Genomic DNA, 14,475 nt, shown 5'->3' with positions numbered 1-14,475 from the left:
ATGGTCGGGGTAAGGGGATTCGAACTCCTGACATCCTGCTCCCAAAGCAGGCGCGCTACCGGACTGCGCTATACCCCGGTAAAAAAAAGGCGACCTTTCAGTCGCCTTCTTCGATCAGCGCTTTTGGCCTCTGATCTTAAGATTCGATTCCAGCGTTAACTGGTCTCAAAAATGGTGGGTCGTGTGGGATTCGAACCTACGACCAATTGGTTAAAAGACAATTGGTTTTAGTGCTTCAAAGCCCAGGATCCTGTTCGCTACACATAGCTGTTCCGTGGCCTCGCAGCCTCTAATGAACCCACATTAGAGGCTCCAAACCATGAAAATCTCTGCGGTCGTTTCGACCAAAGGCGGCGTAGGCAAAACCACCATCGAGGCCAACCTCGGCGCTTTTTGTGCGGATGCAGGCCTGCGCGTGCTCCTCATCGACCTAGATCCTGCACAGCCCTCACTCTCCTCGTATTACCAATTGGTCGACGAAGCTCAGGGGGGCATCTACGACCTGCTGGCATTCAATATCACCGAATCAGCCAAGATCATATCCAGCACCGCGATACCAAACCTATCGCTTGTCATTTCCAACGACATCAACAACCAACTGAACAGCCTGCTCCTGCAAGCTCCTGACGGACGGTTGCGGCTCGCCAACCTGATGCCGTCGTTCAAAGATCATTTCGACCTGGTACTGATTGACACCCAAGGCGCCAGATCGGCCATGCTCGAAATGGTGGTCCTAGCCTCTGATTTGGTCATATCCCCACTTCCGCCCAATATGCTCGCTGCACGGGAGTTCAGCCGGGGAACCATGCAGATGTTGGACGGCCTGCGCGCCTATGGGCGCCTGGGCATGAAAATCCCACCCGTGCGGATAGTCGTCAACAATCTCGACCAAACCACTGACGCGCAAATGATCGAGCAGTCGGTACGGGAAATTTTCCAGGACAATGACGAAATCAACGTTCTGGATAGCGTCGTCCCCAGCGCAGTAGTGTTTCGTAGCGGTTCCTCCCTGGGCGTCCCAGTACACCGCCTGGAATACCGACAGCCTTCAAACCGAATATCCCCGGCAGCCCTAGTCGTCATTCGCCGTTTGGCCATTGAGCTTTTCCCAGAATGGCGTGACCGCTTCGAGGCCATGACCGAGGAAAAGGTAGCCAACTTGGTGAGGGAGGGTCGTTGAAATGGCGAAGCCCTCCATTACCGACGCCCGCAGTATTACTGCAGATCTCATCCTAGAGGTTGGCAAGTACTACAGCGCTCAGCAATTGCGCAGCTTGCAAGCCAAGCTCAGTGGAACCGCACGAGAAATCAGAGCCCTGACAAGCGGTTGCCATCTACCCCGTCGGATTGGCGCCCAGTTGAGCATTGAACAGATTCAGCTTTTGCAAGACGCCGCGAAGCTAATCGAGTCAGTGAACTCGAACATAAAACACGCGAAGGAAAAGCGCGGCCGCGTCGAAAGCCAAGCCAAAGTCCGTCAGCAAGCACGATATGCAGAAGCCAAGCGCCTGGTAGCTGAAACATATCTAAAACCTTTTGTCTCTGAGCCAGCGGATCTGGAACCGCTCCTCGAAATTCTTAAAACAGCGCTGACACTAAATCGCGCAGACGTCTTTAGGAATGGTTTGTCCCCTAGGGATTTCAATCTCATTCTCCGTGAGTACCTATTGCCTGCAAGGACTAGAAAACTCATTGGCTGGAGCAGCCCAAGTGCCTTCTGGATAAGCACTGTTCTCTCTGTGCGCAATGAAGTTATGCAGGCTGTTGAGCAGGAGATTGCTTACGACGACGGATCAAGTGTTCAAGACCGTCTTGATGCCTTGAAACAGAAGGTTGCGGACTGTCTTGCACAGACTCACCTCTCTGCTGATGAGGAAGAAACACTTCGCCTGTGGTCAGAGGCGCTCTCCCCCAGCCTTCAACAGGAAGGGGGCGAATGATGGACAAGCAAAAAGTCCTCAGCAAGGTTGCCAAACTCATGACGCTGGCCAAGTCACAAGGCGCTGCCCCAAACGAAGTGGAAATTGCACTTCGTCAAGCTCGCCATTTGATGAAACAGTACAACCTGGAACACACCGAAGTTGCTGCCCATACAATCGAAGAAGCCATTGTGGGTACCAAAACCCGTAGGGCACCGCAGGATTGGCTGCACAACCTGGCCTCAATCTGCTCCCAAGCCTTCGATTGCAGCCACTTGGCGTATTTCAATCCGCTGCTTGGCTGGTCCTTCAAGTTCTTGGGGAAAGGTATTTCACCCGAGCTGGCAGCTCACACCTATTCAACGCTGCATCACCAGCTTGTCGCAGCCCGACGAGCTCATGTTGCCCAGCAGAAGCGTTGCCAATTAAAAACCAAACGTCACCGTGGCCAACTGTTTGCAGAGGGCTGGCTCAATGCCGTCGCCTCTAAGGTGAACCAGTTTGCAGGCGGGATAGACGAAAACACTGCGCTGGAGATCCAAGCCTACCTGGAATGGCACCATCCAAAACTAACACTAGCCATTATCAAGCCCATCGAAGCCAAAGGTCATGACACCCGCTCTTTGCAAGCGGGATGGGACCAGGGCAAGCATGCCAGGCTGCATCGTGGTGTTGGACAGCAGTCGCAAGTAGCCCTTGGGCATGGGGGGAGCCAATGAGAACTCATTCGCTTTCACCTTTGGCCATGGCGGCGCTGGAACAAGCCCGATCCCAGCTTGGGCTTACCCCGGTTCACAAACACCATGTTTGGAGTGAGGCAGAAGAGCGCACGCTCATTGCCCGTTATCCCGATGAACCGACTCATGTCCTAGCCGCCGAATTGGGACTCAGCGTCTATCAGGTCTATGCCAAAGCCAAACGGCTGGGTTTGAGCAAAAGCACCGAGTTTCTTCGCAGTAGTCTCTGTGGCCGGCTTGACGGCAAGTTGGGAGCTGAATTCCGCTTTCCCAAGGGTTTTGTCCCGTGGAATAAGGGCCTCAAGGGGCTCCCCTCCTCTGGCCGCATGACTCAAACGCAGTTTAAGGCGGGGAATAAACCGGGGAACTGGCTACCTGTTGGCAGCCTGCGCACGACTCCTGACGGCTATCAGCAGAAGAAAATTACCGATACCGGTTATCCACCCGTTGACTGGAAAGCGGTGCACGTACTGCTCTGGGAGGAGCATCACGGACCAGTCCCTTTAAACATGTGCGTGTGCTTCAAGGACGGCAACAAGGCCCATATAGCCCTGAATAACCTGGAGTTGCTGACGAGGGCAGAACGCATGCGTCGTAACACCATTCATCGGTATCCGGAAGAGCTGAAATCCGCAATACGCGCTATCGGCAAACTCAAACGCACCATCCGGGAGGTTGAAAATGAAGAACAAGATTGAAGATCTACGTAATCACCTGTTCGTCGCGATCGAGAGCCTCCTGGACCCGGAAAAACCAATGGAAATTGAACGGGCTAAAGCGGTAGCGGAGGTTGCTCAGGTCATGATCAATTCAGCGAAGGTTGAAGTCGACATGGTCAAAGCCCTGGGGGCACGCAACGGGAGTGGTTTTCTTCAGATAGGTCAGGAGTCAGGGAAATGAATCACCTTGACCTATCACCGCCCTACTCCGTAGAGGCTGAACAAGGTGTGTTAGGTGGGCTACTGCTCGACAACAACACCTGGGATCTCGTCGCGGACAAACTGGATGCCTCTGATTTTTTTCGACACGACCATCGGTTGCTGTTCCGGACAATGGCAAGCCTTGCTGACAAGTCGATTCCGTTCGACATCGTCACCGTCCACAACGCGTTGGAAGAGCCAGACGAAGCCGGAGGGCTGGGCTATCTGGGCGAGCTGGCCAAAAACACGCCGTCTGTAGCCAACATCGAGCATTACGCATCCATCGTGCGTAATCGCTCTCGGCTCAGACAGCTCATGTCCCTTGGATACCAATGCTCTCGCGAGGCGACAGACCCGTTGGCAAATGCGGAGGATGTTCAAGAATCAATTGAACAGCAACTGTTCGCTCTGGGTGGGGGCAAGAGCGCAACGGAATTCGTCAATATCAACCAGTGCCTGACGAATGTCGTCGAACAAATAGACGAACATTTCAACGGCAATATCACCGTGACCGGCCTGCCTTCAGGCCTGGAGGACCTGGACGAGCTGACGTCGGGTTTTCAAGAAGCCGACCTGATCATCCTCGGCGCGCGCCCGTCTATGGGGAAGACCTCTCTGGCCTTGAACTTCATAGATACGGCTCTGCAGGCAAAGCTTGATCGTACAGTTCAGGTTTTCAGCATGGAAATGCCGGCCAAAGCATTGATGTATCGATTGATGGGCATCCTAGGCCATATCGATCTGGGCAGGCTATTGAAGGGCAAGCTCGATGATGATGATTGGCCGAAGCTGACTGCAGCGGTTTCTCGTATCAATGGCTATGGCGAGCGCCTGGTCATCGACGACTCATCAGCGCTCACGCCTGCAGTAATCAGAGCCAAATCTCGTCGAGCAGCTCGTCGCTTCGGGCACCCGAGCTTGATCCTGATCGATTACCTGCAGCTCATGCGCTGCCCAGGTCAGGAAAACAGAGCCAACGAGATCAGCGCAATCTCTCGGGCCCTTAAAGCCCTCGCCAAGGAAATGAACTGCCCAGTGATAGCGCTATCGCAGCTCAACCGATCCCTAGAGCAACGTCCGAACAAGCGCCCGATCAACTCAGACTTACGGGAATCCGGAGCAATCGAACAGGACGCAGACGTCATCATGTTCGTTTACCGCGACGAGGTGTACCACCCTCAGAGCGAACACAAAGGCATTGCAGAAATCATTCTCGGCAAGGCGCGTAACGGCCCAACTGGGACCGTACGAACAGCCTTTATCGCCAATCAGACCCGATTTGCCAACCTCAGTCCCAACGCCGGCTGGCAAGGGGCTCAACTATGAAAAAGCACACCTCAGCGATGAATACTCTCGTACGCATCACTCACTGGTGCCTTCAATGCGATAGCCACCACCCGAAACATCAAGTGAGTGGCGCTCCAGCCTTACCCGGCAGTGAAGTGGACGAGCTTATTTGCCCTATTTGCAATAGCTATGACATCGAGGAGCTTCAGGAGGTGTCGGATGCACAGTAGCGCCGAGCTATTTCCTAGTATCCATGCCGGTGCCGTGTTCGAAGCTTCTGCCGTGGCTCATGCCCATAAATCTGGGATCAACCCAGTGGAGCTCGACGCATTAGCTCAAGCGATCGGCCGCCTTGCTCGTGACCACAGCACCGTGGTCCCAATGAGCATGCGTGAGGATCTGTTGGAGTTTGAGAAGCTCGGCTACGTTGAGCTGACCAACACGCCCAGCGCAACAATTACCGTTGAACTGCTCTGTGCGGGCGCCTTGCTATCCAGCTACTTCTGGTCGGTTTGGGTGCCCCGCTACCTCCAGTGCTGCTCGCTGAAAGTGGCCGTCATGTCTCACCTGCAACACCCCGCGGAAGTTCAGCACTGCAGCGTGGTGTTCCGCGTGCCTGGAGCACGTGAGGCTACGCGTCACTTTTTGCATGAGCTCGGTACCAAGTTTCCTGGCGACCAGGCTGAAATCATCGCGATCCAGACTGGTAACGTTCTGGCAGACAGGGATGCAGAGCTATGACCACCAATCTCCTACGCGGAAAAAGCGAGAGCCTTCGTGTACTCGTGAAGTTTGCTGAAGCGAATGGCTGGACGGTGTCTCGCACTCAAGGTGGCCACATCAAGTTCACGAAATCTGGCCTTGGATCGATTTACACCTCATCAACCGCAAGCGATTACCGCTCAGGCCTCAATGCCAAAGCCCGTATTCGTCGTGCTGATCGAGCTCGAACCCTACACTCGCAGGAGGCAATCTAATGCCTATCCGTCATTGCATCGTCCACCTGATCGACAAAAAACCCGATGGCTCACCAGCTGTTCTCCAGGCACGCGATTCGGAGCTATCCGAATCGGTCGCCATCGAGAACATGCTTGCCGACCTCAACGAGAGCTATAACGCCAAACAAGGCAAGGCCTGGGGTTTCTTCCATGCAGAGTCCGGCGCGCACCCGTTTAGCGGCTGGTTAAAGCAGTACTTTGAAGGTGGCCAGGACTTCACCGCCTTCAGCCACACGGCGGTCGAGCATCTGCAAAAGCTGATGGAGGAATCCAACCTCTCCACCGGTGGCCATGTACTGTTTGCCCATTACCAGCAAGGCATGACCGACTACCTGACTGTCGCCCTGCTCCATCACAGTGAAGGCGTGGTGGTTACTGACGATCTGGACGTCACTCCTTCACGCCACCTGGACGTTGGCCAGTTGCACCTGGCGGCGCGTATTAACTTGTCCGAGTGGCAGAACAACAAGCAGTCCAAGCAGTACATCTCTTACATCAAAGGCAAGAACGGTAAAAAGATCTCGGGGTATTTCAGCGACTTCATTGGCTGCATGGAAGGCGTCGACGGCCCGGGCGAAACCCGCACCCTCCTCAAGGCGTTCAGCGACTTCGTTGAAAACGAAGACCTGCCAGATGAATCGGCCCGCGAGAAAACCAAGGCCCTGGTGGACTACGCCACCAGCCAGGCCAAGCTCGGTGAACCCATGGGCCTGGAGGAACTGTCAGGCTTGATCGATGAAGATCGCCCCAAGGCGTTCTACGACCATATCCGCAATAAGGACTACGGCCTGTCGCCGGAAATCCCCCTGGATAAACGCACTCTCAACCAATTCCGTCGGTTCACCGGCCGTGCCGAAGGCTTGTCCATCAGTTTTGAAGCCCATCTGCTAGGGGACAAGATCGAGTACGACGAGGCGTCCAATTCATTAGTCATCAAGGGGTTACCTACCCAACTCACTGATCAGTTGAAACGTCGCTGAACACACTTTCTACCCTAGGCATCGGAGCCCACCATGATCAACAAACCAAAACGTCTGCACGAAGAAAAATTCGTTGTTCGCCTTCCCGATGGGATGCGCGAACGTATCGCAGTGCAGGCGCGCGAAAACACCCGATCAATGAACTCGGAAATCGTTCATCGTTTGGAATCCACCGTCGAACTTGAGGCCGCTCTGGATCGAGCTTTAAAAATCATTGACCAGCTTTTGGCGGCAAGCCCAGCTTACGAGCAACCTGGAGCCAGAGTATGAAACCGTCTTTGGCCCAGACCATGAAAGATAAGCTGCTGCTGCCTGCGTTTGAATCAAAGTCGCCGGTGGCAGCTCGAATGAGCGACCCCATCGTCGATACCCCTATGCTATTGACCCTCGACGAAACACTGCCGTATGACGAGAACCCAAGGACGACGCGTAACCCCAAGTACGATGAAATTAAAGAGTCGATACGGAATCGGGGACTCGATACGCCACCTCCCGTCACCCGTAAACCTGGGGAAGATAAGTACCGGATCCGCAACGGCGGCAACACTCGCCTGGCAATTTTAAACGAGTTGTATCGTGAGACCGGCGACGAGAAGTACTTCAAGTTTCACTGCCTATTTCGCCCCTGGGACGCCGTTCGGGGCGAAATCATCTCGCTTACCGGCCACTTGGCTGAAAACGACCTGCAAGGCCAGCTCCTGTTCATTGAGCGGGCTATTGGGGTCGACAAAGCGAGAGCCTTGTATGAAACAGAGGCAGGGGAATCAATCTCATTGCGAGAGCTTTCCCGGCGGCTGTCATCGGATGGCTACCCGGTCTCTGCATCTCACTTGAGTCGTATGCAGGACAGCATCCGTTACCTGCTCCCAGCAATACCTGGAGTACTTTACTCAGGGCTGGGCGTAGATCGGATCTCGAAACTGCTTGCGCTACGCAAAACAGCTCTTCAGTGCTGGGATCGCAATTATCAAGAGCAGGAGCAGTACCTTGATTTCGATACGCTCTTCCAAGATGTACTGTCCCAGTTTGAAGGCGACGCTGAGGAATTCCTATTCCAGCGATTTCAGGACGAACTGATAGATCAGCTAAAAAAACCGCTGAACCTCGGCTACGAGCAGATACTGTTGGAAATCACTCAGAACCAGGACCAATTGCGCAGGTCTACGCCGGTTCTTGAGATGCCACAGTACCCTGCATCGCAATTTGAGGAGGGGACTCAACTTAACGTTTCAAACAATGGCATTGAGGCTAAACCGAACCCTCTACAACTACCCCCTACTACTTCGGGGGGCAGCACACATAAGACGACGCCCTCCAAAGAGAGTCCTTCACCTGAAGAGGTGCAACAGCAACTGGCACCTGCTCCGCAGCAGCAAATGAGCCCACAAGAGCGCCAAGCACGTATCGATGGGCACGTTGCGAGCCCTGTGAAGACTTCTCCCAGAGTCGACAAGATGAAACGGGAGCTCGCTGCGCTTGACGGTGAGGTCTTGCCCGACTTCGCCTCCAATTCCTTGGTGGCCATCCCTGTTCAAGCTGGCGGACTCAATCCCATTTCTGACCTTTGGTACATCGAACGCGAAATAGACAATACCTCGACCCTGCGTCAGCACATCGCTCAATTGGCTCGCGAAATAGCCAGCTCGGTCAAAGCCCCAGGTCAATTCATCGATATCGACGGTGGCGTCGGGTTCAGCTACCGACACCCCGAAGCGGAAGTCGAAATTACTGCCACAGCCCAACATACCTTGACGCTGCTCCAGTCTTTGAGCGGCTCGATGGCCATCGTACTGAAAATGATTCAGCAGCAACCCGAGCTTCAAATCGACGCGTTGGCTGACTTCGAGTTCGCAGCAGGGCTGGGCCAGATCTTACTGGGCCAGCCTCACACAAAAGATCAGCCCCCTGAAAGTGAATGCCGTCTCAGCGACGGCGCTCTAGTGAAGCTGTTCCGCATTATTCGTCTCGCAAGACGTTTGATTGACCTGGAAATCCAGTCAGTCGCCAACAATGGTCCGAATTCAGCCAGTTAACACACGGACTCTATAAGGGGGAGTCGTCATGTCCAAGACACCAATAAATGAAGCAATCCTGTCACAGGTGCTTCATCACATGCGTAATGGCCAACTTCGGCGCTGCATCGAAATGGGCCTGGAGCCAGAGATATTGGCTCAGCTCCAACAACCTTCAGTTCTGAGCTTGCTGCTTAACACTCCCGTGTCTTGGTGCAACGTCACCATTGATGGGGACATGGTAAAAAAACTACTGTCAGGCGCGCAGCGTTCTGATGAAGAAGTGCGCATGATTGAACGTGCGCTGCGACTTGGCGCGACCACTCAAATGCTGCAACAGTTCTTCGGGCTGTCTCCGCAGGATGTGGCACTTCAACGCCTCATGATCGGCGTGACGGCACGTCGTGGCCGTTGGCGGGAGTTCAGTGAGGAGATGGACGCTCAGCTTTGGTACCGATGGACGCACCTAATGCAAGAGCATCAGGTAGAGCTTGGCGACAGTCTCGCGTTGCTGGACATCGCCATGTTGGTCGCCGAGGAACTCAATGCTCCACAGGATACTAGTCCAGATGAAACCCACGAAAACCTCAGCCTGGCCATCATCTGGCATCGCATTCAGTCCTGGATAAAGGAAGGGCTTTACCCTCCTGCAAACCAGGGCCTTCCGAGAAGGCTACAGCTTGTGTCTTCTCAACGACTTGCACAGCCTGCAGCGACATCAGTGGAAGGTGACTCTGTATTATGAGGTTGTCTCGGCTCCCCTTGTCGACTCTTTTAGACTCGGCCTCGGATCATCTTGAAGCTCACTTGCTTCAGAAAAAAGAGTCGGCGCCTCCGGGGATTGAAGGGTCTTCCCCCTACTCCGGAATTATTTTCAGCGGGAACCCACACGAAACGGTGCCTCGCCGATTGCTTTTAGATGATCGCTTAACCCCGCTTGAAAGAAACACCTGGCAGGTATTTCGCCTACTGATCAATGACGACGGCCTTACGGCGTTCCCTACCTATGACCAACTGCGGCCATATTTGGGTATGCAACCCGGTAGGCCTGCCTCACGTGAAACTGTATCAAAAGCATTAGTGACCCTACGGCTTACCCGTTGGCTTAGCCTGGGGCGACGGGTGCGCAATGATCTGAGTGGACAAGTGCAAGGCAACGTCTACCTGCTTCATGACGAACCGGTCACACCGGCCGAAGCTCTAGAGTTCGACAAGGACTACTTGCAGCTACTCGCGCAGTCAATGCAGCACCAAACCAAGGTGATTCGCGAAGTAGCGGAAATTGCCTGGAAGGAATTTGCATCTGATCCTGACGTTGGCCAACGCTTACCTAACCGGCTAGACATCATCGAATCCCGAATGAATAGCCAGGCCTGGACCAAAGCGCAGGCTCCAGTCGTTATCAAAGCGGCTGAGTTCGGAATCCGAACTCAGCAAAATATAGCTCTATCCCCACTGAGTTCGGATACCGAACTCAGCAAAAAAGACCAAGAGCGAATCGCTTTGGAGCAGAGTTCGGATGCCGAACTCAGCCGTAAATCCCTGAGTTCGGACTTAGTTCGGAATCCGAACTCATATAGTACGTATACAGATACACACAAAGATGTTTGTAAAAGCTCTGTACATGTACCCCCCGCATCAAACGATATCGCTGCCGATTTGCTCGGTGCACTGCATCGACTACCAGTCGAGCAAAAACAGAACGCGGTCCTGGCGCTGCAAAAGGTTCCTGCAGAGTTGAAACCTGCGCTCATCAAACAATGGGTCCACCGCTGTGACTCGGGAGGGGTCAGAAATCCGCTGGGATACCTAATGACGCTCGTTGGCATGGCCGTTCGCGGCGATTTCAACAGCCATTGGAACCCTGACGACAAGGCAAAAGCGAGCTCCGAGCGTGAAGACGCTTCAACCCCTCCAGAGGGCTCAGAGCAGACTACGAAGACGGTTGCTCAGCCGCGTAGCCCTGAGTCGATACAAACCGCGAAACACACACTCAGCGGAATGTTGCATTTGCTGAAGCCCAATCGGGGTACACCTCCATGAAGTTTGGTTTAGAGCCAGCCTATGGAAGTGATGCGGCCCGCATCGCCCTGGCAGGATTCGATATCGGTGTCGGCCACCACGCACGTGGTGTGGCCCACCCTACCCAGCTAAGTTTCGGCATCAGTGGTCGACGCTACGCAAGTGTTGCGGCGCGCAACACACCAACAGGATCCGGCATCAGCGGAGGCCACTACGCAAGTGTTGCGGCCCGCAACAGCTCAACAGGATCCAGCATCAGCGGAGGCCACCACGCAAGTGGTGCGGCTCACACCACCCCAAAAGGATCCGGCAGCAGTGGTCGATGCTACGCAAGTGTTGCGGCCCGCAACACCCAGACAAGATTCGGCATCAGTGGTCGACGCTACGCAAGTGTTGCGGCCCGCAACACACCAACAGGATCCGGCATCAGTGGAGGCCACTATGCAAGTGTTGCGGCCCGCAACAGCTCAACAGGATCCAGCATCAGCGGAGGCCACCACGCAAGTGGTGCGGCTCACACCACCCCAAAAGGATCCGGCAGCAGTGGTCGATGCTACGCAAGTGTTGCGGCCCGCAACACCCAGACAAGATTCGGCATCAGTGGTCGACGCTACGCAAGTGTTGCGGCCCGCAACACACCAACAGGATCCGGCATCAGTGGAGGCCACTATGCAAGTGTTGCGGCCCGCAACAGCTCAACAGGATCCAGCATCAGCGGAGGCCACCACGCAAGTGGTGCGGCTCACACCCCCCCCCAATAGGATCCGGCAGCAGTGGTCGATGCTACGCAAGTGTTGCGGCCCGCAACACACCAACAGGGTCCGGCATCAGTGAAGGTCATCAGCTCACAGGCGAGTTACATCTCTTCCTATATATAGAAGCATCAACAAATCCCCTTCCATCGGGCTACGCATTTAATGCTGCGTCTCCTATAGCCAAATTGCAGCATGGGTACGTCAATCCTCTTCCCAAGGAAACACTGCACCATGGCTGATAACTTCCGGCTCAACATCGGTTCACTGCGCAGCGATGTAAAGCTAACCCTTCACACGCACCATGCAGCACGTATCTGGATGGGACGCCCAAAAAATGATCTCAAAGTCGGCATCATCGGTTTGTCGGGGTTCTGCACTGTCGTCAATCGCATGTCTCGTGGCGCCCAACAGGATGATCCCTACTCCGATTGGTGGATGATCCAACTAGAAGAAAAAATCAGCGAGTCAAAGGAAGCGCTGAAAACTATTGAAGAGCGCCTAGACACAGCGATGGCCTCCCTCCCCCCGGCCATCACCATCAGCGAAAACCTGTCAATCCAGCCTGTCAGCCTACCGCTGTACATTGCCAACCCACTCGGTTTCCAGGCCGTTTACCTGCTCACTAACTACGACGAACTTGTCAGACGCATTTTGCTGGCCCAGCACGTTGGCCTTGTCGGGCGGCACGACATGGAAACCTGGATCGATGAAGGTGCTGCGGTACTGCGCAGACTCTTTGGTCTGGCCCAGAACTACAAATACTCCGGCGCTGCCCGCGATGACTTCGCCGCCAACAATGCCAAGGCTGAAGCAGCCCGCAAAATCTACGAGCGCTACGGTGAACTGCCGCAGGACATCCTGGAAGGCACGCGCCGTTCGAACTTTGCTCCCCCCATCATTCGTGGCCAACAGCAGTCCGAGGTGAATGATCACTTTGATGATACCGAGGAAGGCTGATGGTCATGGGCCAGACGTCCTCAGAAGACGGCGTGCTGCAACAGACCGCCTTCCGACCACTGCAACAGGATGCCTTCCAGCGACTGCAACAGGCTGCCTCACTAAAAGGCCTTTTAAAGCCTTTTAAAGGTAAGGGGGAGCTGAGCCAATTTGCCGATCTATGCCGAGTTCAAGAATCGGAATTGAAAGCACTTGCCCAGGAAGTGCTGAGCCAGGCACGCCAATATCCATTCACCCTTGTTCCAGTGCGACTCACTGAACAGAACACCCAAGCCGGTACCCAGTTTCTGCGCTGGCAGAAAGTGACGGACCGGCGGATGGGCGTGGGAGTTTGGGCAGAGATGATGAGCTCACCCAGAACACCGGAATCCATGCTGCAGGACCTCTACGTGATGGAGCTGCAGCGCATCACCTTGAACATGCAAATGAGTTTGTTGCACTCGATTACCAAACAGGCCGCCGAGTGCGCCGAAAAAATGGGCCAGGCAGAGGACGTGTACACCGCTCGACTGCAGCAGCTCACCAACCCAATGCAAGACCAATAACCTCGGAGATTATTTATGGGCACGTCAGTACAAGGCTGGGAAGGCAATATCGGTTCCACCCCGGAATTCAAAGAGTTCGCCAACGGTAACAAGGACCCACGGAGGCTCATGCGGGCCAACGTCTACTTCGACAACTCGATCCCGGACGGTAAAGGCGGATACGAAGATCGAGGGGGATTCTGGGCGAACGTCGAATGGTGGCACAAAGACGCGGAACACTACTCGCAACTGTTTCAGAAAGGCATGCGTGTAATTGTTTCCGGTCGCGCCGTAATGGATCGCTGGGAAAAAGATGGTGAGGAAAATGCGGCTCTGAAAATTCAAGCCTCTCGGGTTGCCATCATGCCGCACAGGATTGCGAGCGTGACCCTGACACCGTCGCAGAGCCAAGGCAACACGCCACGTGATCAATCCAGTCCGCAACCTGCACCAGATTTCGACGACTACCCGGACCCCGACCGTCAGTTCTGATTACAGGGGCTTAATTTTGGCCCCCCCATCGTGAAACTTGTGGTGGAGGGAAACCCTCAACGGCTTTCCCTCCCCAATCGTGAAGCTTTAAGGTGTATTACAATGCGGGACGATGATGAGGTGAGGTGCCCAGATGGCTGGCTTCTGGTAGCTGCGGATCACCCCACGTTAGGGCGGCTTTACTGGCGGTACTGTGATGAGAGCGACGTAAACGCAGCAGACTACTACGGTATCACCGATAACATTCAACTCGCCTCCTGGATCAAAGCTGGTTGGCGTGATAAAGACGTCTGGGCGAATGACTACAGTGACATGAGCTCATTTGTCGCACGAAGATTCATACAAGAGCTTTTGAATCCTGATCGCTACGACACCAACTACTTCGAACTTTTCAACTGGGATGATGAGTCTGAGGATCTTGAGCTTCATGGCGATTTACACGACTTTCAACGACGAAGTGGTCAATCTGTCGAGTCCTTCGTACATTGGCTAAGGGCCGCCGATTGGTTCGATGCCCCGGCACCTGCCAGAAACACTTTCCCGTAAAAAATCGCGCCATGCGCGGATCTGCTGGTAGATGAATTTGAGCATCGAGGAGCAACCGGCATGGGTGATGACGCCTTCTTGCCTAAAACCTCTGACAAGCGACACTCCAACAACCCTCACCTGACGGTTATTGCCACTGGTGCGGCCGCTGCGCGGAAAGGGCTACGGGTGTATGACTGCCCTTACCAACACCCCGCTATGCGTGCGTCGTGGCTAAAGGGCTTTGCCCAGGCGCAGCAGCTATCGCTGGACCTATAGCCGCATAATGCCCTCCCCTGCGTATTGACCATTTCCTATTGAAGCCCTGCCCGCCTGACGCAACAGTC

At 54.5% G+C, this 14,475-nt stretch carries 18 protein-coding genes and 1 tRNA gene; 18 read left to right on the top strand and 1 reads right to left on the bottom strand.

Annotated elements, in window-relative coordinates:
- Nucleotide 1: 1 nt before the first annotated feature.
- A tRNA-Pro gene (locus OZ428_RS05240) sits at nucleotides 2-78 on the bottom strand.
- Nucleotides 79-319: 241 nt separating this feature from the next.
- Here OZ428_RS05240 and OZ428_RS05235 point away from each other — a divergent pair.
- The 18 genes from OZ428_RS05235 to OZ428_RS05150 all read left to right on the top strand — a co-directional run bounded on the left by OZ428_RS05235 (nucleotide 320) and on the right by OZ428_RS05150 (nucleotide 14,407).
- A complete protein-coding gene (locus tag OZ428_RS05235; RefSeq protein ID WP_133074701.1) occupies nucleotides 320-1,180 on the top strand; it encodes a ParA family protein in 861 nt (286 codons plus the stop codon).
- 1 nt (nucleotide 1,181) lies between these two features.
- The gene (locus tag OZ428_RS05230) at nucleotides 1,182-1,940 is read left to right on the top strand and encodes a hypothetical protein (protein ID WP_133074702.1); all 759 of its coding nucleotides are present in this window, start codon (nucleotides 1,182-1,184) and stop codon (nucleotides 1,938-1,940) included.
- A complete protein-coding gene (locus OZ428_RS05225; protein ID WP_133074703.1) occupies nucleotides 1,937-2,638 on the top strand; it encodes a DUF2786 domain-containing protein in 702 nt (233 codons plus the stop codon). The genes OZ428_RS05230 and OZ428_RS05225 overlap by 4 nt, the downstream gene beginning before the upstream one ends.
- Complete coding sequence (locus OZ428_RS05220) at nucleotides 2,635-3,354, top strand: HNH endonuclease signature motif containing protein (RefSeq protein ID WP_057726158.1); 720 nt, start codon at nucleotides 2,635-2,637, stop codon at nucleotides 3,352-3,354. The genes OZ428_RS05225 and OZ428_RS05220 overlap by 4 nt, the downstream gene beginning before the upstream one ends.
- Nucleotides 3,338-3,556, top strand: coding sequence for a hypothetical protein (locus tag OZ428_RS05215; protein WP_032877851.1), 219 nt, complete (start codon nucleotides 3,338-3,340; stop codon nucleotides 3,554-3,556). The genes OZ428_RS05220 and OZ428_RS05215 overlap by 17 nt, the downstream gene beginning before the upstream one ends.
- The gene (gene dnaB, locus OZ428_RS05210; protein ID WP_133074704.1) at nucleotides 3,553-4,902 is read left to right on the top strand and encodes a replicative DNA helicase; all 1,350 of its coding nucleotides are present in this window, start codon (nucleotides 3,553-3,555) and stop codon (nucleotides 4,900-4,902) included. Before OZ428_RS05215 ends, dnaB begins: the two co-directional genes overlap by 4 nt.
- A 180-nt stretch (nucleotides 4,903-5,082) precedes the next feature.
- Nucleotides 5,083-5,604 carry a hypothetical protein gene (locus OZ428_RS05205; RefSeq protein ID WP_008437321.1) on the top strand — a complete coding sequence of 174 codons (522 nt, stop codon included), beginning with the start codon at nucleotides 5,083-5,085 and terminating at the stop codon, nucleotides 5,602-5,604.
- Nucleotides 5,601-5,840 carry a type II toxin-antitoxin system HicA family toxin gene (locus OZ428_RS05200; RefSeq protein WP_133074705.1) on the top strand — a complete coding sequence of 80 codons (240 nt, stop codon included), beginning with the start codon at nucleotides 5,601-5,603 and terminating at the stop codon, nucleotides 5,838-5,840. The genes OZ428_RS05205 and OZ428_RS05200 overlap by 4 nt, the downstream gene beginning before the upstream one ends.
- Nucleotides 5,840-6,841 (top strand): nucleoid-associated protein YejK, encoded by a 1,002-nt coding sequence (yejK, locus tag OZ428_RS05195; protein WP_133074706.1) that lies wholly within the window; start codon nucleotides 5,840-5,842, stop codon nucleotides 6,839-6,841. The genes OZ428_RS05200 and yejK overlap by 1 nt, the downstream gene beginning before the upstream one ends.
- A 33-nt stretch (nucleotides 6,842-6,874) precedes the next feature.
- Nucleotides 6,875-7,111 carry an Arc family DNA-binding protein gene (locus OZ428_RS05190; protein ID WP_133074707.1) on the top strand — a complete coding sequence of 79 codons (237 nt, stop codon included), beginning with the start codon at nucleotides 6,875-6,877 and terminating at the stop codon, nucleotides 7,109-7,111.
- Nucleotides 7,108-8,874, top strand: a complete 1,767-nt coding sequence (locus OZ428_RS05185; protein WP_133074708.1) for a ParB family protein — start codon at nucleotides 7,108-7,110, stop codon at nucleotides 8,872-8,874. The genes OZ428_RS05190 and OZ428_RS05185 overlap by 4 nt, the downstream gene beginning before the upstream one ends.
- A 28-nt stretch (nucleotides 8,875-8,902) precedes the next feature.
- Nucleotides 8,903-9,598 (top strand): DUF2857 domain-containing protein, encoded by a 696-nt coding sequence (locus OZ428_RS05180; RefSeq protein ID WP_133074709.1) that lies wholly within the window; start codon nucleotides 8,903-8,905, stop codon nucleotides 9,596-9,598.
- Nucleotides 9,595-10,896, top strand: a complete 1,302-nt coding sequence (locus OZ428_RS05175; RefSeq protein ID WP_133074710.1) for an STY4528 family pathogenicity island replication protein — start codon at nucleotides 9,595-9,597, stop codon at nucleotides 10,894-10,896. Before OZ428_RS05180 ends, OZ428_RS05175 begins: the two co-directional genes overlap by 4 nt.
- A gap of 965 nt (nucleotides 10,897-11,861) precedes the next feature.
- On the top strand, nucleotides 11,862-12,587 hold the full coding sequence (locus tag OZ428_RS05170; RefSeq protein WP_133074711.1) for a PFL_4669 family integrating conjugative element protein: 726 nt from the start codon (nucleotides 11,862-11,864) through the stop codon (nucleotides 12,585-12,587).
- 5 nt (nucleotides 12,588-12,592) lie between these two features.
- Nucleotides 12,593-13,132, top strand: coding sequence for a DUF3158 family protein (locus OZ428_RS05165; RefSeq protein ID WP_133074712.1), 540 nt, complete (start codon nucleotides 12,593-12,595; stop codon nucleotides 13,130-13,132).
- A gap of 15 nt (nucleotides 13,133-13,147) precedes the next feature.
- The gene (locus tag OZ428_RS05160) at nucleotides 13,148-13,603 is read left to right on the top strand and encodes a single-stranded DNA-binding protein (protein ID WP_133074713.1); all 456 of its coding nucleotides are present in this window, start codon (nucleotides 13,148-13,150) and stop codon (nucleotides 13,601-13,603) included.
- A gap of 102 nt (nucleotides 13,604-13,705) precedes the next feature.
- Nucleotides 13,706-14,149 (top strand): hypothetical protein, encoded by a 444-nt coding sequence (locus OZ428_RS05155; RefSeq protein ID WP_133074714.1) that lies wholly within the window; start codon nucleotides 13,706-13,708, stop codon nucleotides 14,147-14,149.
- A 60-nt stretch (nucleotides 14,150-14,209) separates the two neighbouring features.
- Complete coding sequence (locus OZ428_RS05150) at nucleotides 14,210-14,407, top strand: CrpP family ICE-associated protein (RefSeq protein ID WP_133074715.1); 198 nt, start codon at nucleotides 14,210-14,212, stop codon at nucleotides 14,405-14,407.
- Nucleotides 14,408-14,475: the final 68 nt, after the last annotated feature.

It is taken from the genome of Pseudomonas sp. GXZC (assembly GCF_026967615.1).
Taxonomy (GTDB): domain Bacteria; phylum Pseudomonadota; class Gammaproteobacteria; order Pseudomonadales; family Pseudomonadaceae; genus Aquipseudomonas; species Aquipseudomonas azotoformans_A.
This window is presented reverse-complemented; position numbering and strand designations above follow the sequence as displayed.

Excerpts from the sequence above, each read along its gene's own strand:
- OZ428_RS05170 (WP_133074711.1), top strand. The coding sequence starts at position 11,862 with ATGGCTGATAACTTCCGGCTCAACATCGGTTCACTGCGCAGCGATGTA.
- OZ428_RS05205 (WP_008437321.1), top strand. The coding sequence starts at position 5,083 with ATGCACAGTAGCGCCGAGCTATTTCCTAGTATCCATGCCGGTGCCGTG.
- OZ428_RS05235 (WP_133074701.1), top strand. The coding sequence starts at position 320 with ATGAAAATCTCTGCGGTCGTTTCGACCAAAGGCGGCGTAGGCAAAACC.
- OZ428_RS05230 (WP_133074702.1), top strand. The coding sequence starts at position 1,182 with ATGGCGAAGCCCTCCATTACCGACGCCCGCAGTATTACTGCAGATCTC.
- OZ428_RS05185 (WP_133074708.1), top strand. The coding sequence starts at position 7,108 with ATGAAACCGTCTTTGGCCCAGACCATGAAAGATAAGCTGCTGCTGCCT.
- OZ428_RS05220 (WP_057726158.1), top strand. The coding sequence starts at position 2,635 with ATGAGAACTCATTCGCTTTCACCTTTGGCCATGGCGGCGCTGGAACAA.
- OZ428_RS05180 (WP_133074709.1), top strand. The coding sequence starts at position 8,903 with ATGTCCAAGACACCAATAAATGAAGCAATCCTGTCACAGGTGCTTCAT.
- OZ428_RS05155 (WP_133074714.1), top strand. The coding sequence starts at position 13,706 with ATGCGGGACGATGATGAGGTGAGGTGCCCAGATGGCTGGCTTCTGGTA.
- OZ428_RS05225 (WP_133074703.1), top strand. The coding sequence starts at position 1,937 with ATGATGGACAAGCAAAAAGTCCTCAGCAAGGTTGCCAAACTCATGACG.
- OZ428_RS05190 (WP_133074707.1), top strand. The coding sequence starts at position 6,875 with ATGATCAACAAACCAAAACGTCTGCACGAAGAAAAATTCGTTGTTCGC.
- OZ428_RS05200 (WP_133074705.1), top strand. The coding sequence starts at position 5,601 with ATGACCACCAATCTCCTACGCGGAAAAAGCGAGAGCCTTCGTGTACTC.
- OZ428_RS05215 (WP_032877851.1), top strand. The coding sequence starts at position 3,338 with ATGAAGAACAAGATTGAAGATCTACGTAATCACCTGTTCGTCGCGATC.
- yejK (WP_133074706.1), top strand. The coding sequence starts at position 5,840 with ATGCCTATCCGTCATTGCATCGTCCACCTGATCGACAAAAAACCCGAT.
- OZ428_RS05165 (WP_133074712.1), top strand. The coding sequence starts at position 12,593 with ATGGGCCAGACGTCCTCAGAAGACGGCGTGCTGCAACAGACCGCCTTC.
- OZ428_RS05160 (WP_133074713.1), top strand. The coding sequence starts at position 13,148 with ATGGGCACGTCAGTACAAGGCTGGGAAGGCAATATCGGTTCCACCCCG.
- OZ428_RS05175 (WP_133074710.1), top strand. The coding sequence starts at position 9,595 with ATGAGGTTGTCTCGGCTCCCCTTGTCGACTCTTTTAGACTCGGCCTCG.
- OZ428_RS05150 (WP_133074715.1), top strand. The coding sequence starts at position 14,210 with ATGGGTGATGACGCCTTCTTGCCTAAAACCTCTGACAAGCGACACTCC.
- dnaB (WP_133074704.1), top strand. The coding sequence starts at position 3,553 with ATGAATCACCTTGACCTATCACCGCCCTACTCCGTAGAGGCTGAACAA.